Below are 24781 nucleotides of genomic sequence, written 5' to 3'. Positions count from 1 at the left end.
TTGATTTACGTTCTTTTCTAGTAGTGTCTATATTAACTTTTTTGCCAATGGTTAATGTATTTTTTGGCAATATCAATAAAATTGTGATGCTCTTCAATAAAACCTCTAGCATTTTTACTCAATTCAAGAATTTTTTCTGGATTTTCAATAAGATTAGAAAGCACTTCAACAACTTGATTAACATCAGGTTTAACATTAACCGCTACTTGGTGTTTTAGGTCATAAAACTTCTCAAACTCTTTTTCGGCTCCTGTAAGCACAACCTTTCCCTTTGCCATAGCTTCAAGCGCATTGTAGCCTTGGTCATAACCGTAAATTTGGTCGAGTAGTATATGACATTCGTCATATAACTTGATATATTCATTATAAGGAATGCTGTAGGTGGTTTTTATTTCAACTTTGTCACCATATTTTTTTTCAATGATTTTTAAGGCTTCATCAAAATATTGATTCCCTTTTTTTATAACAGCTTTTGTGTTTACACCATGAAATATTTTGATCTTGCCTTCAATTTTTAAAGGTGTATATTCTATTTTTTTAATATTAATTGGGTTTGGAATTAAACCTAAATAATGCTTGTTATCTAATAATGGAATATGATAATCCATATCTGAAGCTATTACACCATTACTGTTGTTGTAAATGAAATCATGAAGTTTTGTGTAGTCTTCGTTAAGATATTGTAGTTGAAACTTATAGTGTTCAAATAGTGACTTATCTTCTAAATAAGGACTCATAATACTGTATTCAAATTTTCCTTCCATCATATATTTCATACATTGATGGTCGATACCACAAGACAGTAAAAAGAGTTTTTTGTTTTGTTTTAAAATACGCTTTAAAAATTTGATTTCAAGTTTGGGTGTAGCTTTTATGGATGACTCATTAATAAGCTGTACCACATCAAAACCCTTTAATTTTTTATTAATTAAAAGTGTTTTTAAATAGATTTCCCAAGACCCAATATCAATAGAAGTGAGTTTATATAAACCAACTTTAATTTTTTTAAGAATTTTACCGTGAAATGAATGGTCTAGCCTAATATCCACTGGGTAGTTTTTAAATCCGTCACCATTACCAATTAGTAATACCTCATGACCCAAAGCAATTAAACCTTCTTTTAAAGAATTATGAAGTCTACTGTATTCACCAACCAACAATATTCGCATAAAAACATTACTTTTAAGGCAAAAATAAGAAATACCTTCACATAGAGGCTATTTAAACACGATCGATGACTTTACAAATTTTAATCTCAACGATGTTTAGGGAAAATCTTGATTTTCTTAAGCCTATATTTTCTAAAAATAGTATTGAAGATTACGATATAATTATAGTTAATCAAACTACAGAAGATAAAATGTTGTCGTCGCAGTTTTCTAATATCAAAGTTATTAATTCTTTAGAAAGAGGATCGCCAACTAGTAGAAATTTAGCAATAAAAAATGCTACTGCAGACGTTTGTTTGATGGCAGATGATGATATTGTTTATGAGCCCAATTTAAAGCAAACCATTATTAATGCTTATCAAGAGTGTCCTAACGCTGATATGATTTCTTTTGAGGCTATTAATGAAGATGGAAATTTATATACAAATTATTTTCCTGAGGGTACTCATAATAAAAAATCCTTAAAAAAGATTTTTACTTGGGTTATCACGTTTAAAAGAAAAGTGTTTAAAGAGCATAAAGTATTGTTTAATCACCATTTTGGAGTTGGATCAACATTTAAAGGTGAAACAGAGTATGTGTTTTTAAGAAATGCTTTTGACAAAGGTTTACAAATGCAACATATAGCTGTAACTATTGTAATGCATCCAAACATAAGCTCAGGAGTTTTAATGGGAAGTGATAATGCGTTTGCAGCCAAAACAGCATTACGGCAACGTTATCTAGGTAATTTAAGTTACCTTTGGTTGGTAAAATATACATTGTACATGTGGAAAGATAATTATATTCGTTTCAGCGAAATTCCACGTAAGTTTAAGTTAGGCTTACAAGCCATAAGTAATTATAAAAAACTAAAGGCAACAGGCGAAATAGATAAAATTTATGACATTTAGAATAATAGAAATACCAAAGGTGCATGAAGAAAGAGGCAATCTTGCTGTAATAGAGAAAGATGGTGTGCCTTTTGATATTAAACGCGTGTATTATTTATATGATGTACCAAGTGACTCCTACAGAGGAGGTCATTCGCATATTGAACAAGAGTCTTTAGTACTAGCCTTAAGCGGAAGTTTTGAAGTCGTTTTGGATGATGGAAAACAACGTCAAAAAATAATGCTTAATAAGCCTAATAAAGGTTTGTATATACCTACTGGTGTTTGGAGGGAGTTAGAAAACTTTTCATCAGGAGCAGTATGTTTGGTTTTAGCATCAACAGAATTTAATGAAGCTGATTATATAAGAGATTACGATACGTTTAAACTATCTAAAAATCCTTAGGTCAATAAATCGTTGTATTAAATTTCTGCATTTTAATATTAAAATAATAACCCATTTAGGTAATGTCAATAGAAGTTTTTGGAGATTACTAATATTGTTATAGTCAATGTGTGACTTTATATCTTTTTCAAGGTTTTTTGCGCCTTCAATTTTGTACTGTAAAGCCATTGAAATCCTGTTCAGGTTTATGTAGTTTTTTAAATCAATATTGTTATTAGTAGCTTCTTCATAGGTGGAAAAATCAATGTGTTTTCTAGCGCTTAGTTTAGTTTTTGTGATTTTATTTTGAGCATTTAATAAATGTATTGCACTCACTTTGTTGTAAAAAGCAATAGGTAATTTAAGAGCAATTCTTATCCATAAATCAGTATCTTCACCAGAGTTAAGAGACTCATTAAAATATCCCACTTTTTCAAAAGTTGTTTTAGGAATCATAACTGCAGAGGTCCAAGCTATACTATTGGCTAAACTGCTTTTAAAATAATTGTCAACTACACCTTTCCAGTTGTTTTCTTGAGGTATGTTTTTATATATTGATTTTAGATTAATTCCGTTTTTACGTTTTGTGTATGCTTTAGCGTAAAGGCCACAATCAGGGAATTTTTCATAGAGTAATTTTAAATCCTCTAGATGATGACTCTTCCAGTGGTCGTCGGCATCAAGTAAAACTATAAGGTTAGATTTTGCATGCTTAATTCCATAATTTCTAGCATACGAAACACCTCTGTTTTCAATACTATAAACCGTAATTCTATCATCATTTATTTTGATTACCTGTTCTAAACTTTTATCAGTAGAGCCATCATTCACTACAACAACTTCAAAGTTGTTATACGATTGATTAATTACACTTTTTAAGGTTTGCGCAATGTGCTTTTCCTTATTGTAAAGTGGTATTACTATTGAAAAATAAGGTGTCATTTTTTCAAGTCTTTATAACAAAAGTATGTTAATTTATATAACTGTAGTAAAAAGACTAAAGGGTTGTTTCCCAAAAGGTTTTTCTTAATGCGTGAGTTGAGTGTTGAGTGTAAAAAAGAAAGAAAATAATTAAGTTTTAAAGATTTTGTGAAGTTAAATAACCTTAGTAAATCATTATCAGAAACTACTATTTTTTGAGTGTTCTGAAGGTTAAGTAAGTTGTCAACAGATTGCTCAACTTTGTTTAAGTAGGTTGAGCTTTTTTCAATTCCTAAATGATAGACTTCGTTGTTAATGTGTAATACATTAATGTTGTTTTCTTTCATTAGAGCTCCAAAATAATTGTCATAGCCATAACCTTTATAATTTATTTTTGAAACAATATGTTGGTAGGTCTCTTTTTTAATCAAAAAATTTCCTGAGATAACAACTTTGTATGGTTTGGCGTTTCTTTTTACAGCATCTATCTCTTCTTTGGATTTACCATATTTCCAGCGTAGCATGTAAGTCTTATCTGGTTTAGAGGTGTGATAAGTAAACCCTCCATAGATAACATCATAATTATCATTAATGTGCTTTAAATAATTAGAAATAAAATTTTTGCTTTTAGGCAAAACATCTGCATCTAAAAACAAAAGCCAATTGTGTAATGCTTTTTCTGAAAGTAATTGTCTTGTTTTCACTCGGCCATTGTTTACTTTTGATAGGTTGTAGGAAACGTTTTTATAGTTGTTTACAGTCGAGTTTTTTTTAGTAATAGTATTGTTTGAAGCATCGTCCAAACAAATAATCTCAAATTCAATATTACTGCTCATGAGTTGCTGGTGCAAATCTTTTATGAGAGCTGTGATGGAGCAATTGTAAACAGGAATTAATACTGAAAGCATACTAGAAATTATGTTTCAAAAATACACTTTTTAAAGTTAACAATTCTTAGTGTAAAAGTAATTTGTAGAGTGTGTAAGCTTAAAGGTTCGCGAATTTCGAAACAACCAAAACCGTTTCAGGTTTAAAACCATTTCTTGTTGATTCACTGGAGTTTTCAAAAGTTAGTATGTCAACTTTAAAACCTACATCTTCCAGTCTTTTTACTAATCCATTTACTGAGTATACTCTAACATGATCTTCTTGTCCAAAATGCTCTTTTCTTGCCTCTTCAGTAGTGATTGAATAGTCTTCATAAATAGCACCTTCTTTAAAAGGAGTTTGTATAAAAGCTTTTCCGTTGGGCTTTAAAACTCTATAAATTTCTGACATCGCCTTTTTATCATCAATAATATGTTCAAGTATATGGTAGCAAATTATAGTGTCAAACGTATGATCTTTGCAAGAAATGTTGGTAATATCAAAATTATAGTCAGCAATAAACTGGTTCTCAAAATCAGAACTGTAATAATGTATTGAAGGATTAGATTTTAATTTTCGGTATATGTTTCTTGAAGGCGAAAAATGTAACACATTACCTTTAATGGCTTTGTTTGCTTCCAGTAAGTGCCATAGCCTTCTGTTTCTTGACAAACTACCACAAAACGGACAAATTAAATCTCTGCCATTATAGTTAACAAAAGCGCTTAGGTTGTTGGAACATACATTACACTGAAATTGTTTTCCGCGATAAAACAAACCATAAAAGCGCCTAAAAACGAGCTCGTTTTTAAACAAGAACCTTTTGGGTACAATACGTTTTAGGATTTTTTTTAGGCTGTTATACACGTCTTTGCACTACTTCAAATACTTTATTCTCATCACACTTTAAAGTTTTGCTAGGGTATTTTAGCAATAAAGCGTAATCGTGAGTAGCCATTAAAATAGTATTTCCGTTTTTGTTAATCTCCTGCAAAACCTCCATAACCTCAATACTGGTTTGAGGATCAAGATTTCCTGTTGGCTCGTCAGCAAGTATAAGTTCAGGATCGTTTAGAAGTGCTCTAGCAATAGCAATACGTTGTTGTTCACCACCAGAAAGCTCATGAGGGAACTTAAATCCTTTGGTTTTCATGCCTACTTTATCCAGCACTTTTTCTATGCGTTCTTTAATTTCGGTTTTGTCTTTCCAGCCTGTAGCCTTTAAAACAAACTCTAGGTTTCCGTTTACAGTTCTATCAGGTAACAATTTAAAATCTTGAAAAACAATACCTAGTTTTCTTCTTAAAAAAGGGATGTCTTTCTCTTTAAGTGTTCTTAAGTCAAAATCTACAATAGAACCTTCGCCTTTTGTAAGGTGCAAGTCGCCATAAAGCGTTTTCATAAAACTACTTTTTCCGCTTCCGGTTTTACCAATAAGATAAACAAAATCACCTTTAACCATTTCAAAATTCACATCGCTCAACACCATACTGTCTCCTTGGTATATAGAGACATCTTTTAATTGTAAAATAGTTTCAGACATTTATGAGTAGTTTTTATTTAAGTGCTGTAAATGTATTATTTTAATAACACTTTTAAAAGGCTGCAATTATAAACTCCCAAATATTTTTTTTAGTATTTAATAACTTCTTTATAATTATAAATAATTTCTGGCGTTATAAATTTGATATTGATTTATCTTTGAACATCAACAAAACAACGAACTTAATGACTAATAGTAAATTAGTAGTATTAGTAAGTTTTCTAATGCTAAACGTATACATACAAGCGCAACAATCGGCAACCTATACTAACGATTTAGTAGCGTATCAAAAAGCCTTAACGCTTTATAATAACAAGCAGTACCAAGCAGCACAATCAGCGTTTGACCAAATTAAAGATGAAACCCAAGACGAGCAGGTAGAGTCTAACTGTGCCTATTATATAGCAAATTGTGCAGTGCGTTTAAATCAGCAAAATGCCGACGATTTAATTCAAGATTTTGTAGACACTTACCCAACGAGTACAAAACGAAATACAGCATTCTTAGATGTAGCAGATTACTATTTCGATAATGCAAAATATGCGTATGCAAGAAAATGGTACGAAAAGGTAGATGAAAACAGTATAGCGCGTTCTGAAAGAGACCGATTTAACTTTAATTACGGCTACGCTTTATATTCTACAGACAACGAAACTTCAGCCCAAAAATATTTAAATAGAGTTGTGAATTCTGAAGAATATGGCTCGCAAGCTAAGTATTATATTGGGTTTATGGCTTACGAAGGTGACGATTATGATACTGCAAACGAGTATTTTGATCAAGTAAGTGATGAAGAAAAATACAAAGAGAAACTATCGTATTACCAAGCCGATTTAAATTTCAAACTAGGAAATTTTGAAAAAGCCATTTCACTTGCTAAAGAACAATTACCAAATAGTGACGACAATGAAGTGTCTGAACTTTCAAAAATTATAGGAGAAAGTTACTTTAATTTAGAACAGTACACTGAAGCAATTCCTTATCTACAAGCCTATAAAGGCAAACGTGGAAAATGGAATAATACAGATTACTACCAACTAGGATATGCTTATTACAAGCAAAACGATTTTGAAAAAGCCATTTCAGAATTCAATAAAATTATAGGAGGAAATAACAGTGTTGCTCAAAACGCCTATTACCATTTAGGAGAAAGCTACATTAACTTAGACAAAAAACAAGAAGCTTTAAATGCCTTTAGAAATGCCTCTCAAATGGATTTTGATTTAAAAATTCAGGAAGATGCTTGGTTAAACTATGCTAAAATAAGTTATGAAATAGGAAACCCTTACCAATCGGTTCCACAAGTTTTAACTGGTTATCTGAATAAATATCCTGATACAGGTTACAAAGAGGAAATTGAAACCCTGTTGATTGACTCATACATTACTTCAAAAAATTACGAGGAAGCTCTAAAACTATTAGAAGGTAAGCGAAGTTTTGAAAACAGAGTTGCTTATCAAAAAGTAGCGTTTTACAGAGGAATTGAAGTGTATAACACTATAAATTATAACGAAGCTCGAGCACTTTTTGAAAAGTCGATTGAAGAGGCTAAAGACCCAAAATTTACTGCGCGAGCTACATTTTGGAAAGCAGAAACAGATTATCATTTAACCAACTACAACGATGCTTTAGTTGGCTTAAAACAGTTTCAGCAAGATGCAGAATCTGCTACAACACCTGAAATTGAAAACATCGACTATAATCTTGCGTATACCTATTTCAAACTTAAAAACTACAGGAAAGCTAGTGAGCATTTTCAAAAGTTCATCAATACCAATAGCGATGATAAACTAAGAGTAAACGATGCTTACTTAAGGCTTGGTGATGGCTATTTTGTATCTACCGATTATAACAACGCAATTAGTTCTTACAATAAGGCTATCGAAATTAACGAGATTGAATCGGACTACCCATATTTTCAAAAGGCAATGAGTTATGGTTATGTTGGGCAAGCTTCAAAGAAAATTGAAGAGTTAGAATCCTTTATCAATGGGTACCCAAAATCGTCTTTACGAGATGATGCTATGTACGAGCTAGCAAATTCATACGTAAAAGCAAACAACACTAGCAAAGCAATGCAAATGTATGACAGGTTAAATGCTGAGTATAAAAATTCGGTATTTATCTCAAAATCCTTGTTGCGTCAAGGGTTGTCGTATTACAATGAAAATGACAACGAGCGTGCTTTGGCTAAATTTAAACAAGTAGCAAGAGACTATCCAAATTCCGAAGAAGCAGTACAAGCAGTGTCTACTGCACGTTTAATTTATATCGATTTAGGTCGCGTAGATGAGTATGCGTCTTGGGTAAAAACGCTTGATTATATTGATGTTACTGATGCCGAATTAGATAACACTACCTATTTGGCTGCTGAGAAGCAATACCTTGACAACAACGTGCAAAAAGCGGTAAAACAGTTCAATAATTATTTAAATGAATTCCCTAACGGAATGCATGCGCTTAAATCTCATTTTTATTTAGCTGAATTATATACTAAACAGGATTTGCCTGAAAATGCGCGTCCACATTATGAGTATGTAGTTGCTAAACCAAGAGGCGAATATACCGAACAAGCTATTGTGAAGTTATCTGAAACCTATTTAAACACTTCTAATTGGGATAAAGCAGTTCCTTTATTAAAGCGTTTAGAAACCGAAGCCGATTATCCTCAAAACATTACCTATGCGCAATCAAACCTTATGAACGCGTACTATCAATTAGAAAACTATCAGGAAGCGGTTGCCTATGCTGAAAGAGTTTTAGAAAATTCTAAAATTGATAATAAAGTAAAAAGTGACGCTCAAATTATCATTGCGCGTTCTGCAATTAAAACAGGAGATGAGGCTAAAGCAAAATTGGCTTATGCAAAAGTTGAAAGCATAGCTACAGGAGCATTAGCTGCCGAAGCATTGTATTACAACGCTTACTTTAAACATAAAGAAGGCAACTATCAGTCGTCTAATACAACGGTTCAAAAACTAGCAAAAGATTATTCTAGCTACAAATATTACAGTGCAAAAGGCTTGGTTATAATGGCAAAAAACTTTTATGCACTTAAAGATGCATTTCAAGCTACATACATTTTAGAAAGTGTTATTAAAAACTTTGCTGAGTTTGATGATGTAGTTAGTGAAGCACAAGGCGAGCTTAATAGAATCAAAGCTGAAGAAGCTAAAACCAATTCATCAATTCAATCTGAAAATTAAAATCCTTGTTGATTTCAATTAAAACAATTCCTATGCAAAATCAAATAAAATATATAATCACTTTAGCATTTCTAGTAGTTGCAAGTAATGGGTTTTCACAAGAACGTGAAACGGATACTATCGATACAGATGTGGTAAATGTTGTGAAACCTTATACTCCAACAATTTCTGACGCGTTTAAAATTAAGAAAACACCAACTTTAAACGATTCAACTACTGCACAAAAAAAGGACGTTAAATACAATATTTTCTCTATTCCTGTAGCTTCAACATTTACACCTGCCAAAGGAAAAGCAGCAACAGTTGATAAAGCTAAACCTATAAAATTGTATGATAATTATGCGTCTTTAGGTTTTGGAACTTACACTACTATTTTAGGTGAAGTGTATTTAAACCATGCACTAAATAGAACAGAACGAGTAGGTGGTTACTTAAGCCATCATTCATCACAAGGTGGTATTGATGGTTTGTTATTGGACGACAATTTTTCAAACACCAATCTTAATGCCAATTTCAGTAAGCAATTGCGTGATATGTCTTGGACTGTTGATGCAGGTTTTGGACTTCAAACTTACAATTGGTATGGATTGCCACAACCGTTGTTTGATGAAACTACAGCTGATATGATTAACGAAGGGCATTCGTTTTACAATGTTCATTTTGGAGGTAAATTAAACTTTGAAGATGCTATTATCGATAACCTAAAAGTAAGGTTTAGACGTTTTGGTGACGATCAGGATTCTGGTGAAAACAGGTTTGTTGCGTCTTCTGAATTTACAGTTCCAATTAGAGGAGAAGAAATAAAAACCGAAGTAACTATCGATTATATTGGTGGCGAGTTTGATAGAAATTTCTACACCGAAGATGCTATAAAATATGGAAATATCAATTTTGGAATTGCTCCAAGCTATCAGTTAAAGCAAGATGACCTTACCGTAAACTTAGGTGTTAACTTGGTATATCTTAATGATACAGAGTTTAGTGATAACAAGTTTTACATTTATCCAAATATTACTGCAAGCTACCGATTGGTTGATGAAATACTTATTGCTTATGGTGGAATTGAAGGCGGTTTGATACAAAACTCGTACTATGATTTTGCTAACGAAAATCCTTTTGTGTCGCCTACATTGTTTATTGCGCCAACTGATCAGCAATACAATGCTTCAGTAGGTTTAAAAGGAAAATTATCCAATAGCATGAGTTATAATATTAGTGGACGTTATTTTGCTGATAGAAACAAAGCGATGTTTATGTCAAACAGTGTGTTGGGAGGAGCTACCGAAGATTATCAATATGGTAACTCGTATGGTATCGTGTATGACGATGTTAACACATTATCGGTTGCAGGAGAATTAAATGTTGATATAAATAGAAACTTTAACCTTGGTATAAAAGCCGAATATTTTAATTACAGTACTGATACACAATCTGAAGCGTGGAACTTACCAGATATTAAAGGATCATTATTTTTAGATTATCAAATAGACGACAACTGGTTTGCTGGAGCAGGATTGTTTTTTGTTGGCGAAAGAAAAGACCTGTTTTATGAAGAAGGAACACTTGTGCCAACAAGTCCTGTAACTGTAGCTTTAGATAGCTATTTTGATGCAAATGCACATGTAGGTTATAGAGTTACTGATAGATTGTCGGTATTTGTTAAGGCAAATAATATTGCAAATAACGATTACCAGCGCTGGATGAATTTCCCAGTACAAGGCATTCAGGTGTTAGGTGGAGCTACCTATCAATTTGATTTTTAATCAAGACATTACAAATTATAGTAAAAGCGTTCTTTTTAGAGCGCTTTTTTTATTTTTACAGTAAACTAACTATTACCAAATGAAAAATTTATACCTCCTTTTAATACTTGCTATTTGTTTGTCTTGTCAAAATAAAGAGCAAGTAGATACAATTGTTACCAATGCAAACGTCTATACTGTTGATGACAGCTTTACTAAAGTACAAGCATTTGCAATTAAAGATGGAAAGTTTATTGCTGTAGGAACCAACGCTGAGGTAAATTCTAAATATACTTCTGAAAATACTGTTGATGCTAATGGAAAGACAATTGTACCTGGATTTATTGATGCGCATTGTCACTTTTTAGGTTTAGGACTCAACGAGCAACAAGTTGATCTTGTTGGGACGACGAGTTTTGAAGACATGATGAAACGTGTTTTGGACTTCAGTAACAAAAATAACGTCGATTATATTTTAGGAAGAGGTTGGGACGAAACCGATTGGGACGACAAAACAGTACCAGATAATGTACTATTGTCTAAGCTATTTCCTGATACACCAATACTACTAAGACGAGTAGATGGTCACTCAGCATTATGTAATGAAGCGGCTTTAAAATTGGGTAACATTACAGCAAATACTAAAGTTGATGGTGGAGAAGTTGCATTAAACAACGGAAAGCCAACAGGAATTTTACTCGATAACGCACAAGCTTTGGTATTAAAACATTGGCCACAACCTACCAAAACTGAAATCGCTAAAGCACTTTTAGCAGCTCAAGACATTTGTTTTGATTACGGATTGACCACAGTTGATGATGCAGGTTTAAGCAGAGAAAGCATTGAAATTATTGATAGTTTACAACAGTTAGGTGAACTCAATATGAGAGTGTATGCTATGGTGTCTGCTAAAAATACATTAGCGGTAGATTATTACTTAAAAAAAGGAGTTTATAAAACCAATAAATTAAACGTAAGGTCATTTAAGGTCTATGCTGATGGTGCTTTAGGATCGCATGGTGCACTATTGCGTCAACCTTATACTGACCAACCTCAAAAATACGGACTGTTAACTACTTCAATTAACGATTTGGATGCGTTGGCACAACGTATTTCAAATTCTGAATATCAAATGAACACGCATGCTATTGGCGATTCAGCTAATCATGCAGTGTTGACTATTTACAATAAAGTATTACAAAACAAACCAGACAAACGCTGGCGAGTAGAACATGCTCAGGTAGTTTCACAGCAAGATTTTGAAATGTATAAAAGTATTGTGCCTTCAGTACAACCTACACATGCTACTAGCGATATGTATTGGGCAGAACAACGTTTAGGCAACGAACGTGTAAAAGGTGCTTATGCCTACAAACAACTATTGAATGCACATGGTAAAATTGCATTAGGAACCGATTTTCCTGTGGAGCATGTAAGTCCGTTTTTAACATTTTATGCAGCAGTATCACGACAAGATGTAAAGCAATTTCCTAAAGACGGTTTTCAAAAAGAAGATGCCTTAACCAGAGAGGAAGCCTTAAAAGGAATGACTATTTGGGCAGCTTATTCTAATTTTGAAGAGCACGAAAAAGGTAGTATTGAAATAGGAAAGTTTGCCGATTTTATAGTTTTGGATAAAGATATTATGACAGTTGATGTTTATGATATTCCTAACATAAAAGTAGAGCAAACCTTTGTTGATGGTGTAAAACGTTAGGGATTAGAGAAAAAGTAATATTGATAACTAGTAGTAAAACATTTGATAAAATCCCTAAACATATCGATTAGAAAGTTTTTTAACTTAAGACCTAGTTGGAAACAAGTCCAAGCAGAAGTCTATGAAAATTTAGGAATTAATCAATCACAAATATTTACTTGGAAACCACATAGAATAATCCAAATTAACTCTGAAAAGAATATTGTTACCCTTGAAACGAAAGAGGGTAAACACATTTTAATAGAATCGGATAAAATAACAACTCAAAAGCTGACTCAAGGAATTAACGCAAACAAATTTTTAAGGAAGTATGGAACGGAATTTATTCACGAAATAAAGCATTGGAATTTCTCTTATTCTCGTATAAAGCCACCTGAATTTTATATTGACTTAAGAACCAGATTAAAACTAAAAGATCAAACGACTGAAAAGAGAAGAAAAATGTATCACAAACGAAAAATAGTTGTTTCGGAATACTTCATAAAAAAACTGATTGAAAAAACGTTTTAAAACAACGTATATAATTGCTATTGAATGCCTACTTCTGAAAATCCTCACGCTGAATTTATATTAGTTTTTCCTAAATTAGTAACTTAAAATACTCAACTAATCATATACGAACTGTTGGCTACAATTTGCAGGTGATTCGTTTTTGGTGTATATTTACATCAAAAAAAACAAATTATGTCAAGACAAAGTATATCATTTACAAAGCCGAACGATGAATGGTTAAAAGCTCAAGTGGACAGTAAAGAATATTCTAGCAAAAGCGAATTAGTTAACGATTTGATTAGACAAGCACGAAAACAGCAAGTTCAAATTGACTGGATTCGAGCTAAAATTGAAAAAGCTGAAAATAGTGGATTTACGAGTGATAGTAAAGAAAGTATTTTAGCTGAATCAAAGTCTTTGCTAAATGGCTAAATACAAACTGACAAATGAAGCGAAAAATGACTTGATTCGGATTCACCATTACGGAGTTAAAAAATTCGGAATGACCCAAGCGGACAAATATTTTGAGTCTTTTTTTGAATATTTTGACATTATCGCAGAACGCCCTTTTTCCTTTGAATCTGTTGACTATATAAAAAATGGATACAGACGTTGCGTGTGTGGAGTTGATAGTATTTTCTATAAAGTCAATAAAAATGTTGTTGAAATAGTTACAATTGTTGGAAGACAAGATTTGAATGAAAAACTATAATGGGCTTAAAAAACTATAAGCTAGTTCCTAAATAACTTTTAATCTCTTTAATATATCCTCGCTAAATAATCAAAATGCTCACCTTCCATAAGAAGTTCACAGTGTAAACCCAAAGTGTTGCAAGCGGTTTTTAGTGTGTCAAAATCTAGATACAACCATTTCATAGGTTGTTCTTCTTCACCTTTATAGCTTAAAAAATAGTCCAACTCACCAAAGTAGTTGGCATTGGTGTCAATCCATAAACCACCATCGTCGTCCTCATACATATATGAAATATCTGAGGAGTCAATTAAAATTTGTCCGTTAGGATTTAACAACGATTTTAAATGCTTTAAATAAGTGGCAACCTGAGATAGCTGTTGGAAAATTCCTGTACCATTCATAAGTAATAAAATGGTGTCAAACGTTTCGGTAACATCTAAAATAGCAGTTTGCGATACATTGTTTACACCACGTTCTTGAGCTACTTTTACAGCACCTTTGGAGATATCTATAGCTTTTACGCTAAACCCTTTCTCTTGAAGATACAAGCTATGGCTTCCTGCGCCACAACCTACATCTAAAATATGTCCTTTAGCAAGCTGCAAAGCGTATTGCTCTAGTTTAGGCATATCTTTATAAGTCCTAAACAGATAAGGAAGCGGAAGCTCATCTTCATCTGAAATATTGGTCCAGGTTATAATATCTTCAGAATAGTTGTTATTCTGATAATCCAGTAAAGCTTTTCCAAAGATATCTTTCATAGTAATAGTTCATTGCGAATCCAAACTTTTTGTTTGGATGTGGCAATCTTTTAGTTTTAAGTTGAAATTTAAAAGATTACTTCAGTCATTCTTCCTTCGTAATGACAAAAGAGGTATTTTTACACTATGCAAGATGTTATAAATAATCTCCCAAAGCTCGCCAAAGATAAGCATAAGGAAAACAAAACCTTCTTTACCAAGCTTAAAAAAAAGCCACCAAAACAATTGGACTACATCATGCAGGAGCTACACGAAGATGAGTTTGAAAAAACCGACTGCTTGCAATGTGCTAATTGTTGTAAAACAACTGGTCCTTTGTTTACTGATAAAGACATTGATAGAATTGCAAAGCATTTTAGGTTAAAGCCCTCTCAGTTTATTGACCAATATTTGCGTATTGATGAAGATAACGATTATGTATTGCAGAGTGTACCTTGTACGTTTTTGGATGCTGATAATTATTGTGCTATTTATGATGTAAGACCAAAGGCGTGTAGAGAGTTTCCGCATACTGACAGAAAAAAGTTTCAGCAAATTGCTAATCTTACCATGAAAAATGTAGCGATTTGTCCTGCAGCATTCAATATTGTGGAGGAAATGAAAAAAAGAATTAAATTGTAATGCTAGTTTTTGTAAGTTATTGATTTTGAATTTTTTGATATATATTTAATGTTATAAAATTTAGAATATGAAACGATTAACCTTAACATTATTGATTTTCTTTTTTACGTTTAATTTAATGTACTCTAATAATTGGATGTACTCTTTAGATGATGCAAAAAAAATGGCTATTACAACCAATAGGCTTGTTCTTGTTGATTTTTGGGCATCATGGTGTGGGCCTTGTAAACGTATGGATTCAGAATCTTGGAGCAAAGAAGAAGTACAGCTTTTAATGGATAATTATGTGTCGGTTAAAATAGATATTGATAAATACCCTGATATAGCTGAGAAATATGATGTTAGAGGTATTCCATATGTTTTTATTTTAGATGGAAACGGAAAGGTTGTTTATAAAAATATGAGTTATAAAACTAAATCTCAACTTATGGTTTTGTTAAAAAAATATGCTATAAACACATCGTTTTTGAGTAAGGATTTAGTTAATTATTATAAGCAAGAAAGTTTTTCTTCGGCATTTAGGTTAGGTTATAAGTATCAAGATCTTGCATTGCGCCTGGATAAAGAAATAAAAAGTGATTTTTTAAATGTTTCTGATGATTATTTTGATGAGTCTAAAAAGCAATTAAAAGAAAGTTCGTTAAAAAATAAAGATGGATTTTTACAGAAAATCGATTTATACGAAATACAAAGCTTACTTATACTTGATAAGACTAAAAGGGCTTTAAAAGAACTGAATAAGATAGAGATAAATGATTTGGATGAATCAAATGCATCGCTTTATAATTTCCTTGCTTACACTATTCATAAACAATTAAATGATGATGAAGTAGCAATTTGGGAAGAGAAAATGGAAGAAAGTGATAAGCAAAAAGCGTTATTGTTTTTAGATTAAAAGAGTAATACATGCTAATGGAACAAATCATTAATTATTTTGAAACCATACCTTCTCTACATAGAAGTATATTGCTGGTAGGAGGTATTACCTTGTTTTGGCTTTTGGAAGGCGCAATTCCGTTGTTTCGATTTAATTATAAAAAATGGCAACATGCCTTACCTAATTTCTTTTTTACCTTAACCACTATTGTTATCAATTTCGGTTTAGCATTTTTGTTATTAAAAACTGCCGATTGGGTTAAAAACAACGACTTTGGTATTATCAATTGGCTACCAGAAATGCCTTTATGGTTATATTCAATACTTGGTGTTATGTTGTTAGACTTTTTTGGAGCCTATTTAGCACATTTGGTTGAGCATAAAGTAAAGCCTTTGTGGATGGTGCATTTAGTGCATCATACCGATCATAAAGTAGATACTACCACAGGTAACAGACATCATCCTATTGAGAGTGTTATTCGGTTTAGTTTTACTTTGCTAGGTGTTTTTATTGTTGGGACACCAATTGCTTTGGTGTTTTTGTATCAATCGCTTTCAGTTATTTTTACACAGTTAACGCATGCAAATATTAAATTACCGAGACGAGTAGATAAAGTGATAAGCTACTTTTTTGTATCTCCTGATATGCATAAAGTGCATCATCATTATGTGTTGCCATATACCGATTCTAACTACGGAAATATCTTTTCAATTTGGGACAGACTTTTAGGAACTTATATGGAATTGGATAGAGATAAACTTGTGTATGGTGTTGATGTATTTCCTGATGAAGCTGAAAACAGCCGAATTTCAAATTTATTGACACAACCTTTTCAGAAGTATAAAAAACCAACAATTAAACCTTCAAATGAACAACGTTAAAAACGTATTCTGCATATTAGTTTTACTGTTTACAATGAGTTGCAATACAAACACAACAATAGGAGTGCAAGGTCACAGAGGCTGTAGAGGATTGCTTCCTGAAAATTCGTTACCAGCTTTTGAGAAAGCAGTTGCGCTTGGTGTTAACACACTAGAGTTGGATTTAGCCATTTCTAAAGACAAACAAGTTGTTGTATCTCATGAGCCATTTATGAGTCGATTTTATTGCTTAAAACCTAATGGAGAAGAGATTTCCATTAATCAGGATTTGGCGTTTAATTTTTATGAAATGGATTACGATTCCATTAAGCTGTTTGATTGTGGTACAAAGCAACACCCAAGATTTCCACAGCAAAAAAACATGAAAACCCACAAACCGTTGCTGAGTGAAGTATTTAAGTTGAGCGATGCTTTAAATTCTGAGATTAGATATAACATTGAAATAAAGGCAAAACCAGAATACGACAACATTTATACACCAGAGCCTAAAGAGTATGTTGCTTTAGTCTTAAAAGTGATTGATGAATACAATATTGGAGAGCGTTGTAATTTACAGTCGTTTGATATAAGAATACTTGAAGAAATAAAACGACAAGCACCAAGTATGACTCAAGCTTTATTGGTTGATGAAAACGAAGTTATTGCTGATAAGTTAAACGCGTTGAGTTTTAAACCAGAAATTATTAGTCCGTATTTTCAATTACTGACTAAAGATGTGGTTGCTCAATACCAAAAAGAAGGGTATAGTATTATTCCTTGGACAGTTAATGAAAAGGAAGACATGCATACTGTAATTTCTTATGGTGTAAATAGTATTATTACTGATTATCCAGATGTGCTTATTGGAATTTTAAATGATTGAAAATTCTTATTTTGAAGTGCTTCATCGAAATTTTTTACTGATTATTCCTATTTTTTTACCGTTCATAGATTTTTTAGGGTTATAAAAAATAATCCATATAGATTTATAACGAGGGTATTACAAAAATTTAAAAGCTATTAATTCAATATTAGTTGTAACTAATAGTATTTTTTTATGGGAAAATATCGCAGGTTTGTAATAGCTTCATTTATTGGGCTTGCTGCACAAAAAAACTACGGTCAAAAAGACTTTGCATTGCTCGAAAAGAACAATAACTACAGAGCAAACGGCTTATATCACGAGCTTAACAAAACCAAAGACACTTTAATTCTTAAAGGCGATAAAAAAATTACGTATGTGTATTCTATAAATAAAGAGTACAAACGCGAAATTGATACTTATGCTGGCACAAACGAGTTTAAAGTATCCTTAAAACATCTTAGTAAAGGAAAACATATGTTTGTGGTTGATCAATCACCATTAAAAATCATATTTGTTATAAAAATACTTCACGATAGACCAAAACCAATTAGCGATGGTAATATAAAAATAACTGCTATTGAAAGTAAAAAAGACTAGTTGTAAATTATATACGGTTTACGCATTTCATCATAGGCTTTTAAACCTCTAACCCAAGTTTTTTTAATCTCGTAAGCAGTGAGTTTGTTTTCAATTTGCTTTCGTAATTCAGTAGTACCAGCAAGTTTTGTAAAGAAATCGTTGAAGAAAATAGGTTTGTCTATTGTGTTGTTATAGGCTTCTATTAAGTAGTTTAAATCTAATCGGCTTAAATGATCTTTGCCACTTAAGTCTTCACCAAAACATAGCATACCTTCGTGTTTTGGGTATTTAGCACCTTCATTAGGTTGAGGTAAAAATTTAAAAGTATACACCTCTTTGTCAAGATAAGGGCTTCCGTAAATTTCAAAGGGTTTTGGAGTTCCTCTACCAGCACTCACATTAGTGCCTTCAAAAAAGCAAAGACTAGGATACAGGTTTATGGCTTTGTCACTTGGTAAATTAGGCGAAGGTGCTATAGGCAAGCTGTATGGTGTTTTGTGAGTGTAATTTTTAACAGGAATAATAGTAAGCTCACATTGAATACCATTATTGAGCCATTGTTCGCCATTAATCATTTTAGCATATTCACCAATGGTCATTCCGTGTACAACAGGTACAGGATGCATACCAACAAAACTTTTATGCTCAGGTTCTAAAATAGGACCATCAGTATAATGTCCGTTTGGGTTTGGTCTATCTAAAATTAAAACAGGAATGTCCAGTTCGGCACAAGCTTCCATGACGTAATGCAATGTTGAAATGTAAGTGTAAAAGCGAGCACCAACATCTTGTATGTCAAAAATCATAATGTCTATGCCTTCAAGTTGCTCTGCAGATGGTTTTTTATTATTACCATACAATGAAATAATAGGTAAGTTGGTTTTGGTGTCAACACCATCTTTTATGAGTTCTCCAGCACTTGCAGTTCCTCTAAAACCATGTTCAGGAGCATAAACAGCTTTAATGTTGATGTTTTTGGCTAATAAAGAATCTACCAAATGCGTGTATTGGTCTTGCGTTTTGGTGTCTTTAAAAATCACCGAAGTTTGATTAGCCACAATACCTACGCTTTTACTTTTAAGTATGTCTAGATAAGCTTCGGTTTGATTTGCTCCAACTACAATATTAGCATCGTCATGCTGAGCATGTCCAAGCATCTCATTAGAGCTTTGTTCTTTATCTTCAGACTTGGCTCCACTTCCGCATGAAATTCCTATTAAAACAAATAATAAAACCGTATTTTTGAGGACCTTTAATCGCATATTTTTATTTTGAATTACGAGTTTTTTTTAGCAAAACGTATTATTGGTAGTAAAACGTATAAAAGTAGTGTTTCGGCTCCAATTATAAAAATAGGAATCACAGCAATTGCTATTGGTATTGTAGTGATGCTAATTGCTATTGCTACTGGTTTGGGCTTACAACAAAAGGTTAGAGATAAAATTGTAGCGTTTAATGGTCATGTGATAATTACCAATTACGACACCAATGTGTCTGACGAGTCTGAAACTCCAATTTCTACCAATCAAGAGTTTTATCCAAATTTTAATCAGGTTGAAGGCGTAAAGCACATTCAGGCAGTGGCTAAAAAGTTTGGTGTTATTAGGACCGAAACTGATTTTGAAGGTGTAGTTTATAAAGGAGTAGGAAGAGAGTACGATTGGAATTACCTTAAAGAATTTTTAGTTGAAGGTGAGTTGCCAAATTTTGGTGAATCAATGAGTAATGAAGTATTGATTTCTTCGTATTTAGCCAATAGGTTGAAGTTAAAACTGAACGATACATTTCAAACCGTTTTTGCTAAAGAAGACATTAATCAAATACCAAATATAAGAGCCTTTAAAATAGTTGGAATTTACAATTCAGGATTTCAAGAGTTTGACAAAACTTTTGTTATTGGCGACTTAAAACATGTGCAACGACTCAATAAATGGAAACCTGATGAGGTTGGGAATTTTGAAGTCTTTATTGATGATTATTCACAATTAGATGAAAAAGGAAGGGAGATTTTTAAAATAACGCCTTCAAATCTTGATACACAAACAGTAACTCGAAAGTTTTTGTCCATTTTTGAGTGGATTAAAATTTTTGATAACAATACCTACGGAATAATTGGTATCATGATTTTGGTTGCAGGAATTAATATGATTACTGCTTTATTGGTGCTTATTCTAGAACGTACACAAATGATAGGAGTTTTAAAAGCGCTTGGAAGTAGTAACTGGAGTATTAGAAAAGTGTTTTTGTACAATGCTACATACTTAATTGGTTTAGGTTTGTTTTGGGGAAATCTTATAGGATTGTCTTTGCTTTTTGCGCAACACTACTTTGGGTTACTTAAGTTTCCAAATCCTGAAGAGTATTACGTGTCTACCATTCCTGTATATATAAGTTTAGATTACATTTTGTTATTAAACATTGGCACGTTTGTAGTCTGTTTACTTATGTTGTTGGTGCCATCTGTAATTATCTCAAAAATAGCTCCTGTAAAAGCAATTAGGTTTGAATAAAAAAAGGCTTTAAGTGAAAAACTTAAAGCCTTTTTTAAAAATGAGTTAACTATTTGTTTTCTAGTACTTCATCGTCTTTTTGTGCATCTTTACAAGTTCCTAATGAGTCACCTTCATGTTGTATTAAGTGAGCTACTGCTGCCGGAAGCGCAATATTAATAGTGTGAGGGTTGTTGTTTACATTATGGCAAACATCTACTTTAATAGCTGAAAAGCCAGCAAGCATACCAATTAATAGAGTAGTGAAAAGAAAAGTTTTTGATTTCATAATCATTGTATTTTTGGGTTAATAACAAAGTAATATTAATTGTAAATTTTTGTTATAACTAATTGATTTGTAGTTTTTTCGATGTTTTTTATAAAAAAAGGGATTAACTGAAAAACCTTAAAGTTGAAATACGTATAACATCGTTAAACAATTACGAATCTTTTGCTTTTTATAAAACTATACTCATGCTTTTTGCTACTTTTGCAGAGTAAAATAAGAATATGGACTACGCTAAAAATATACTAGAAACCATTGGTAATACACCATTGGTAAAACTCAATAAACTTACTCAAGAATTGCCATGTTTGGTATTGGCTAAATACGAAACATTTAATCCTGGTAACTCTGTAAAAGATCGTATGGCTTTAAAAATGATTGAAGATGCTGAGGCTGATGGTCGTTTAAAATCAGGAGGAACTATTATTGAAGGTACCTCAGGAAATACAGGAATGGGTTTAGCATTAGCAGCAATTGTAAAAGGTTACAAATGCATTTTTGTAATTAGCGATAAACAATCCAAAGAAAAAATGGATATTCTTAGAGCTGTTGGTGCTGAGGTTGTGGTTTGTCCTACTGATGTTGCTCCAGATGATCCAAGAAGTTACTATTCGGTGTCTAAACGTTTGTCGCAAGAAACACCAAACTCATGGTATGTTAATCAGTATGATAATCCAAGTAATGCAAAAGCACATTATGAAAGTACTGGTCCTGAAATATGGAAACAAACCGATGGAAAAGTTACTCATTTTGTGGTTGGAGTTGGAACAGGAGGAACTATTTCAGGTGTTGGGAAATATTTAAAAGAGCAAAACCCAGAGGTAAAGGTTTGGGGAATTGATACCTATGGAAGTGTCTTTAAAAAATACCATGAAACAGGAATTTTTGACGAAAACGAGATTTATCCTTATGTAACTGAAGGTATTGGTGAAGATATTTTACCTGAAAATGTAGATTTCTCAATAATTGATGGTTTTACAAAAGTAACCGATAAAGATGCTGCAGTTTACACTCAGCTTTTAGCAAAAGAAGAAGGGATGTTTTTGGGTAATTCTGCTGGAGCAGCTATAAAAGGTTTGTTGCAACTTAAAGACCATTTTACTAAAGACGATGTTGTTGTGGTGTTGTTTCATGACCATGGTAGCAGATATGTTGGTAAAATGTTTAATAACGATTGGATGAAAAAAATGGGCTATATTGATTAAATAGCCTGTTTTTATTTGAAGCATGTATTAAATATTTTTCTATTTTTAGTATATGCAAGAGGATTTTCTTCATTATATATGGCAACACAAAAAGTTTGATATTCAACAGTTAACTACTGTTGCCAATGAAGTGGTTACTATAAAATCTGTAGGGCAACACAATCATAATTCTGGTCCAGATTTCTTTAATGCTCAGTTGTATATTAATCAACAACTGTGGGCTGGTAATGTTGAAATTCATGTGAAGTCAAGCGATTGGTTTGTGCATTCGCACGAGCAAGACAAAGCTTACGATAATGTAATACTTCATGTAGTTTGGGAACATGATACAGATGTGTATCGAAAAGACAATACCATTATACCAACGTTGCAACTCAAAGATTTTGTAAACGCTAACCTTATCCAAAACTATAAAACACTTTTTACGCAATCTAACAAGTGGATTTACTGCGAAGATGACTTTGGAACTATTGATGATTTTACATTAAGCGCATGGTTAGAGCGCTTGTTTTTTGAACGACTACAACGAAAGTCAAATGCTATTGATACATTGCTTAACACTTCAAAAAATGCTTGGGAAGCAGTACTTTTTAAAATGTTGGCTAAGAATTTTGGTTTAAAAGTTAATGGAGATGCCTTTTTAAGTTTAGCTCAGTCTGTAGATTTTTCAATAGTACGAAAGTTGACTACAAACCAAACTCAATTAGAAGCTTTGTTATTTGGTCAATCAGCACTGCTCAATGATGATGTGCAAAACGCTTACTTTCAAAATCTAGAAAAGGAATATAATTACCTTAAACATAAATTTGGATTGAGTAACGAGCAGGTTTTACCCATTCGTTTTTTTAGGTTACGACCACCAAACTTCCCAACAATTAGGTTGTCACAATTAGCAAGTTTGTATTATAAACATCAAAATTTGTTTTCAAAAATTATTGAAGCCAAAACAATAGATGAGTTGTATGCTGTTTTTTCAGTTAGTGTATCGTCATTTTGGGAAACACACTATACGTTTTCAAAAACATCCAAAGCGAGTAAAAAGGCGTTGTCAAAATCCTTTATAGATTTGCTTTTGATTAATACCGTTATCCCTATCAAATTTGCTTATGCTAAAGCAAATGGGAAATTTATTGATTCAGAAATAGTTGATGTTGCACAGCAAATAAGTGCTGAAAAAAACACAATAGTTTCAGCGTTTAAAGCCTTAAAACAAATACCCAATTCAGCATTATATTCTCAAGCACTCATTCAACTTAAAACCGAATATTGCAATAATAAAAAGTGTTTGCAATGTGCAGTGGGTAATTCGTTAATCATTAAATAAAATCATTACATTGCAACATGAATATTTTTTACAAGGCATTGTTATATTTTCAAAAGCATGGTTACTATGTTTGCCAACGTATTGCTGACCGTATTGGTATTAGAGCAAAAGTGGTTAGAACATCGTTTATGTATCTTACTTTTGTAACATTAGGTTTTGGTTTTGCATTATACCTGTTTATTGCCTTTTGGATGAAAATTAAAGACTTGCTCTATACAAAACGCACTTCGGTTTTCGATTTATAATTATAGATGAATCCATTAATAAAGCTCTTTAGATCCAGAATTTACACAGCAGTATTAATGCTGCTTTTGGTTATACTTATAGGTGTATTCGGATTTAAAATGTTATCAGGCTACACATGGATTGATGCAATATACATGACGGTTATAACCGTTACTACAGTAGGGTTTGGTGAAGTACAACCTTTAGATACGCAATCAAAAATTTTTACGGTATTTTTAATTTTGGCAAGTATAGTAATTGTAGGTTATGCTATATCCATTATTACCGAATATATCTTAAGCAAAAGCAATTATGAAGAACTAAAACAAAAAAAGATGCAAAAAAAGATTGATAGTCTTAAAAACCACATTATTATTTGTGGTTATGGAAGAAACGGTTCTCAAGCAGCAAAAAAGTTAATAGCTTATGAAAAAGACTTTGTTGTAATTGAAAAGGATAAAGAAATAATTGACAAGTTTCAAAGTGAATTAGTTAGCTTTATTCAGGGTAATGCCAATGAAGATGAAATTCTATTACAAGCAGGAATTGATAGAGCAAGTACGTTAATTTCGGCACTTCCTAATGATGCAGATAATTTATTTGTAGTGCTTTCAGCTAGACAAATCAATAAAGACTTGACCATTATTAGTAGAGCCTCTCAGCAAACATCCTACAATAAATTAAAGCTAGCAGGAGCAAATAATGTTATTTTACCTGATATGATAGGAGGAGACCATATGGCTTCTTTGGTTGTGGTTCCAGATTTGATTGAGTTTATTGATAACCTATCTATTGTAGGTAAAGCCAATATAAATATTGAAGAAATTGCAGTAGAAAAGCTTTATAATCCATCAACAATAAAAACACTTCGCGATTTAGACCTTCGTAAAAAAACAGGATGTAATGTTATTGGGTTTAAAGATGGACAAGGCGATTATATTGTTAATCCTGAAGCTGATATTGAATTGGTGCCAAAATCAAAAATCATTGTGTTAGGTAGACCAGAACAAATAAAAAAGCTTAATTCCTTATACAATATTCAATAACAAGACATTCAATTTAACCTTAGATGTTTTAAAAA

Annotated in this window: 26 protein-coding genes; 18 read left to right on the top strand and 8 right to left on the bottom strand. The window is 32.3% G+C overall.

Going from position 1 to position 24781, the window contains the following annotated elements; all coding sequences use genetic code 11:
* Nucleotides 1-32: 32 nt before the first annotated feature.
* Nucleotides 33-1169, bottom strand: a complete 1137-nt coding sequence (locus tag ACQ0RB_RS00705; RefSeq protein ID WP_430495833.1) for a glycosyltransferase — start codon at nt 1167-1169, stop codon at nt 33-35.
* Between the two features lie 65 nt (nt 1170-1234).
* On the opposite strand from ACQ0RB_RS00705, the gene ACQ0RB_RS00700 reads away from it, so the two are divergent.
* Nucleotides 1235-2062: a glycosyltransferase gene (locus tag ACQ0RB_RS00700; protein WP_430495832.1), complete on the top strand. Its 828-nt coding sequence runs from the start codon at nt 1235-1237 to the stop codon at nt 2060-2062.
* Nucleotides 2052-2447 carry a sugar 3,4-ketoisomerase gene (locus tag ACQ0RB_RS00695; protein ID WP_430495831.1) on the top strand — a complete coding sequence of 132 codons (396 nt, stop codon included), beginning with the start codon at nt 2052-2054 and terminating at the stop codon, nt 2445-2447. Before ACQ0RB_RS00700 ends, ACQ0RB_RS00695 begins: the two co-directional genes overlap by 11 nt.
* On the opposite strand, the gene ACQ0RB_RS00690 is transcribed toward ACQ0RB_RS00695, so the two are convergent.
* The 4 genes from ACQ0RB_RS00690 to ACQ0RB_RS00675 form a co-directional block, all read right to left on the bottom strand.
* A complete protein-coding gene (locus tag ACQ0RB_RS00690; protein WP_430495830.1) occupies nt 2430-3368 on the bottom strand; it encodes a glycosyltransferase family 2 protein in 939 nt (312 codons plus the stop codon). The genes ACQ0RB_RS00695 and ACQ0RB_RS00690 overlap by 18 nt on opposite strands.
* The gene (locus ACQ0RB_RS00685; RefSeq protein ID WP_430495829.1) at nt 3365-4255 is read right to left on the bottom strand and encodes a glycosyltransferase family 2 protein; all 891 of its coding nucleotides are present in this window, start codon (nt 4253-4255) and stop codon (nt 3365-3367) included. The genes ACQ0RB_RS00690 and ACQ0RB_RS00685 overlap by 4 nt, the downstream gene beginning before the upstream one ends.
* Nucleotides 4256-4334: 79 nt before the next feature.
* Nucleotides 4335-5030, bottom strand: coding sequence for a class I SAM-dependent methyltransferase (locus tag ACQ0RB_RS00680; protein WP_430495828.1), 696 nt, complete (start codon nt 5028-5030; stop codon nt 4335-4337).
* 43 nt (nt 5031-5073) lie between these two features.
* The gene (locus ACQ0RB_RS00675) at nt 5074-5757 is read right to left on the bottom strand and encodes a cell division ATP-binding protein FtsE (RefSeq protein ID WP_129759087.1); all 684 of its coding nucleotides are present in this window, start codon (nt 5755-5757) and stop codon (nt 5074-5076) included.
* A gap of 185 nt (nt 5758-5942) precedes the next feature.
* Between ACQ0RB_RS00675 and ACQ0RB_RS00670 the strand changes: the two genes are divergently transcribed.
* From ACQ0RB_RS00670 to ACQ0RB_RS00645, 6 genes are all read left to right on the top strand, one after another.
* Nucleotides 5943-8963, top strand: a complete 3021-nt coding sequence (locus ACQ0RB_RS00670; RefSeq protein WP_430495827.1) for a tetratricopeptide repeat protein — start codon at nt 5943-5945, stop codon at nt 8961-8963.
* A gap of 32 nt (nt 8964-8995) precedes the next feature.
* Nucleotides 8996-10726, top strand: a complete 1731-nt coding sequence (locus tag ACQ0RB_RS00665; RefSeq protein ID WP_430495826.1) for a TonB-dependent receptor — start codon at nt 8996-8998, stop codon at nt 10724-10726.
* 79 nt (nt 10727-10805) lie between these two features.
* On the top strand, nt 10806-12422 hold the full coding sequence (locus tag ACQ0RB_RS00660; RefSeq protein ID WP_430495825.1) for an amidohydrolase: 1617 nt from the start codon (nt 10806-10808) through the stop codon (nt 12420-12422).
* Between the two features lie 42 nt (nt 12423-12464).
* On the top strand, nt 12465-12932 hold the full coding sequence (locus tag ACQ0RB_RS00655; protein ID WP_430495824.1) for a hypothetical protein: 468 nt from the start codon (nt 12465-12467) through the stop codon (nt 12930-12932).
* 174 nt (nt 12933-13106) lie between these two features.
* Complete coding sequence (locus tag ACQ0RB_RS00650; RefSeq protein ID WP_129759082.1) at nt 13107-13346, top strand: ribbon-helix-helix domain-containing protein; 240 nt, start codon at nt 13107-13109, stop codon at nt 13344-13346.
* Nucleotides 13339-13626 (top strand): type II toxin-antitoxin system RelE/ParE family toxin, encoded by a 288-nt coding sequence (locus ACQ0RB_RS00645; protein ID WP_129759081.1) that lies wholly within the window; start codon nt 13339-13341, stop codon nt 13624-13626. Before ACQ0RB_RS00650 ends, ACQ0RB_RS00645 begins: the two co-directional genes overlap by 8 nt.
* Nucleotides 13627-13673: 47 nt before the next feature.
* On the opposite strand, the gene ACQ0RB_RS00640 is transcribed toward ACQ0RB_RS00645, so the two are convergent.
* A complete protein-coding gene (locus tag ACQ0RB_RS00640) occupies nt 13674-14369 on the bottom strand; it encodes a class I SAM-dependent methyltransferase (protein ID WP_430495823.1) in 696 nt (231 codons plus the stop codon).
* Between the two features lie 126 nt (nt 14370-14495).
* Between ACQ0RB_RS00640 and ACQ0RB_RS00635 the strand changes: the two genes are divergently transcribed.
* The 5 genes from ACQ0RB_RS00635 to ACQ0RB_RS00615 all read left to right on the top strand — a co-directional run bounded on the left by ACQ0RB_RS00635 (nt 14496) and on the right by ACQ0RB_RS00615 (nt 18189).
* Nucleotides 14496-14990: a YkgJ family cysteine cluster protein gene (locus ACQ0RB_RS00635; RefSeq protein ID WP_430495822.1), complete on the top strand. Its 495-nt coding sequence runs from the start codon at nt 14496-14498 to the stop codon at nt 14988-14990.
* A gap of 67 nt (nt 14991-15057) precedes the next feature.
* Entirely contained in the window at nt 15058-15885 is an 828-nt protein-coding gene (locus tag ACQ0RB_RS00630) for a thioredoxin family protein (protein WP_262731980.1), read from the top strand.
* 17 nt (nt 15886-15902) lie between these two features.
* Nucleotides 15903-16748 (top strand): sterol desaturase family protein, encoded by an 846-nt coding sequence (locus ACQ0RB_RS00625; RefSeq protein ID WP_430495821.1) that lies wholly within the window; start codon nt 15903-15905, stop codon nt 16746-16748.
* Nucleotides 16749-16782: 34 nt separating this feature from the next.
* A complete protein-coding gene (locus tag ACQ0RB_RS00620) occupies nt 16783-17610 on the top strand; it encodes a glycerophosphodiester phosphodiesterase family protein (protein ID WP_430495820.1) in 828 nt (275 codons plus the stop codon).
* Nucleotides 17611-17784: 174 nt separating this feature from the next.
* On the top strand, nt 17785-18189 hold the full coding sequence (locus tag ACQ0RB_RS00615; RefSeq protein WP_430495819.1) for a hypothetical protein: 405 nt from the start codon (nt 17785-17787) through the stop codon (nt 18187-18189).
* Here the strand turns inward: ACQ0RB_RS00615 and ACQ0RB_RS00610 are convergent.
* Nucleotides 18186-19433, bottom strand: a complete 1248-nt coding sequence (locus tag ACQ0RB_RS00610; RefSeq protein ID WP_430495818.1) for an exo-beta-N-acetylmuramidase NamZ family protein — start codon at nt 19431-19433, stop codon at nt 18186-18188. The genes ACQ0RB_RS00615 and ACQ0RB_RS00610 overlap by 4 nt on opposite strands.
* A gap of 9 nt (nt 19434-19442) precedes the next feature.
* Between ACQ0RB_RS00610 and ACQ0RB_RS00605 the strand changes: the two genes are divergently transcribed.
* Nucleotides 19443-20681 carry an ABC transporter permease gene (locus tag ACQ0RB_RS00605; RefSeq protein ID WP_430495817.1) on the top strand — a complete coding sequence of 413 codons (1239 nt, stop codon included), beginning with the start codon at nt 19443-19445 and terminating at the stop codon, nt 20679-20681.
* A gap of 49 nt (nt 20682-20730) precedes the next feature.
* Here the strand turns inward: ACQ0RB_RS00605 and ACQ0RB_RS00600 are convergent, their stop codons facing one another.
* Nucleotides 20731-20949, bottom strand: coding sequence for a hypothetical protein (locus ACQ0RB_RS00600; protein WP_430495816.1), 219 nt, complete (start codon nt 20947-20949; stop codon nt 20731-20733).
* 221 nt (nt 20950-21170) lie between these two features.
* On the opposite strand from ACQ0RB_RS00600, the gene ACQ0RB_RS00595 reads away from it, so the two are divergent.
* The 4 genes from ACQ0RB_RS00595 to ACQ0RB_RS00580 are packed head-to-tail and all read left to right on the top strand — an operon-like array spanning nt 21171 to nt 24746.
* On the top strand, nt 21171-22151 hold the full coding sequence (locus ACQ0RB_RS00595) for a PLP-dependent cysteine synthase family protein (RefSeq protein WP_430495815.1): 981 nt from the start codon (nt 21171-21173) through the stop codon (nt 22149-22151).
* A 52-nt stretch (nt 22152-22203) separates the two neighbouring features.
* Complete coding sequence (locus ACQ0RB_RS00590) at nt 22204-23475, top strand: DUF2851 family protein (protein WP_430495814.1); 1272 nt, start codon at nt 22204-22206, stop codon at nt 23473-23475.
* Between the two features lie 17 nt (nt 23476-23492).
* A complete protein-coding gene (locus ACQ0RB_RS00585) occupies nt 23493-23720 on the top strand; it encodes a PspC domain-containing protein (RefSeq protein ID WP_129759067.1) in 228 nt (75 codons plus the stop codon).
* A 6-nt stretch (nt 23721-23726) separates the two neighbouring features.
* On the top strand, nt 23727-24746 hold the full coding sequence (locus ACQ0RB_RS00580; protein WP_129759066.1) for a potassium channel family protein: 1020 nt from the start codon (nt 23727-23729) through the stop codon (nt 24744-24746).
* Nucleotides 24747-24781 lie beyond the last annotated feature (35 nt).

Origin of the sequence: Gaetbulibacter sp. PBL-D1, assembly GCF_050509525.1 — a bacterium.
In the GTDB taxonomy this organism is placed as follows: domain Bacteria; phylum Bacteroidota; class Bacteroidia; order Flavobacteriales; family Flavobacteriaceae; genus Gaetbulibacter_B; species Gaetbulibacter_B jejuensis.
Note: the sequence above shows the minus strand (reverse complement) of the source record. Positions and strands in the feature narration are given on the sequence as shown.

Coding starts and splice junctions, on each gene's coding strand:
- ACQ0RB_RS00705 (WP_430495833.1), bottom strand. CDS start 1,169: ATGCGAATATTGTTGGTTGGTGAATACAGTAGACTTCATAATTCTTTA.
- ACQ0RB_RS00700 (WP_430495832.1), top strand. CDS start 1,235: ATGACTTTACAAATTTTAATCTCAACGATGTTTAGGGAAAATCTTGAT.
- ACQ0RB_RS00695 (WP_430495831.1), top strand. CDS start 2,052: ATGACATTTAGAATAATAGAAATACCAAAGGTGCATGAAGAAAGAGGC.
- ACQ0RB_RS00690 (WP_430495830.1), bottom strand. CDS start 3,368: ATGACACCTTATTTTTCAATAGTAATACCACTTTACAATAAGGAAAAG.
- ACQ0RB_RS00685 (WP_430495829.1), bottom strand. CDS start 4,255: ATGCTTTCAGTATTAATTCCTGTTTACAATTGCTCCATCACAGCTCTC.
- ACQ0RB_RS00675 (WP_129759087.1), bottom strand. CDS start 5,757: ATGTCTGAAACTATTTTACAATTAAAAGATGTCTCTATATACCAAGGA.
- ACQ0RB_RS00670 (WP_430495827.1), top strand. CDS start 5,943: ATGACTAATAGTAAATTAGTAGTATTAGTAAGTTTTCTAATGCTAAAC.
- ACQ0RB_RS00665 (WP_430495826.1), top strand. CDS start 8,996: ATGCAAAATCAAATAAAATATATAATCACTTTAGCATTTCTAGTAGTT.
- ACQ0RB_RS00660 (WP_430495825.1), top strand. CDS start 10,806: ATGAAAAATTTATACCTCCTTTTAATACTTGCTATTTGTTTGTCTTGT.
- ACQ0RB_RS00650 (WP_129759082.1), top strand. CDS start 13,107: ATGTCAAGACAAAGTATATCATTTACAAAGCCGAACGATGAATGGTTA.
- ACQ0RB_RS00645 (WP_129759081.1), top strand. CDS start 13,339: ATGGCTAAATACAAACTGACAAATGAAGCGAAAAATGACTTGATTCGG.
- ACQ0RB_RS00640 (WP_430495823.1), bottom strand. CDS start 14,369: ATGAAAGATATCTTTGGAAAAGCTTTACTGGATTATCAGAATAACAAC.
- ACQ0RB_RS00635 (WP_430495822.1), top strand. CDS start 14,496: ATGCAAGATGTTATAAATAATCTCCCAAAGCTCGCCAAAGATAAGCAT.
- ACQ0RB_RS00630 (WP_262731980.1), top strand. CDS start 15,058: ATGAAACGATTAACCTTAACATTATTGATTTTCTTTTTTACGTTTAAT.
- ACQ0RB_RS00625 (WP_430495821.1), top strand. CDS start 15,903: ATGGAACAAATCATTAATTATTTTGAAACCATACCTTCTCTACATAGA.
- ACQ0RB_RS00620 (WP_430495820.1), top strand. CDS start 16,783: ATGAGTTGCAATACAAACACAACAATAGGAGTGCAAGGTCACAGAGGC.
- ACQ0RB_RS00615 (WP_430495819.1), top strand. CDS start 17,785: ATGGGAAAATATCGCAGGTTTGTAATAGCTTCATTTATTGGGCTTGCT.
- ACQ0RB_RS00610 (WP_430495818.1), bottom strand. CDS start 19,433: ATGCGATTAAAGGTCCTCAAAAATACGGTTTTATTATTTGTTTTAATA.
- ACQ0RB_RS00600 (WP_430495816.1), bottom strand. CDS start 20,949: ATGAAATCAAAAACTTTTCTTTTCACTACTCTATTAATTGGTATGCTT.
- ACQ0RB_RS00595 (WP_430495815.1), top strand. CDS start 21,171: ATGGACTACGCTAAAAATATACTAGAAACCATTGGTAATACACCATTG.
- ACQ0RB_RS00590 (WP_430495814.1), top strand. CDS start 22,204: ATGCAAGAGGATTTTCTTCATTATATATGGCAACACAAAAAGTTTGAT.
- ACQ0RB_RS00585 (WP_129759067.1), top strand. CDS start 23,493: ATGAATATTTTTTACAAGGCATTGTTATATTTTCAAAAGCATGGTTAC.
- ACQ0RB_RS00580 (WP_129759066.1), top strand. CDS start 23,727: ATGAATCCATTAATAAAGCTCTTTAGATCCAGAATTTACACAGCAGTA.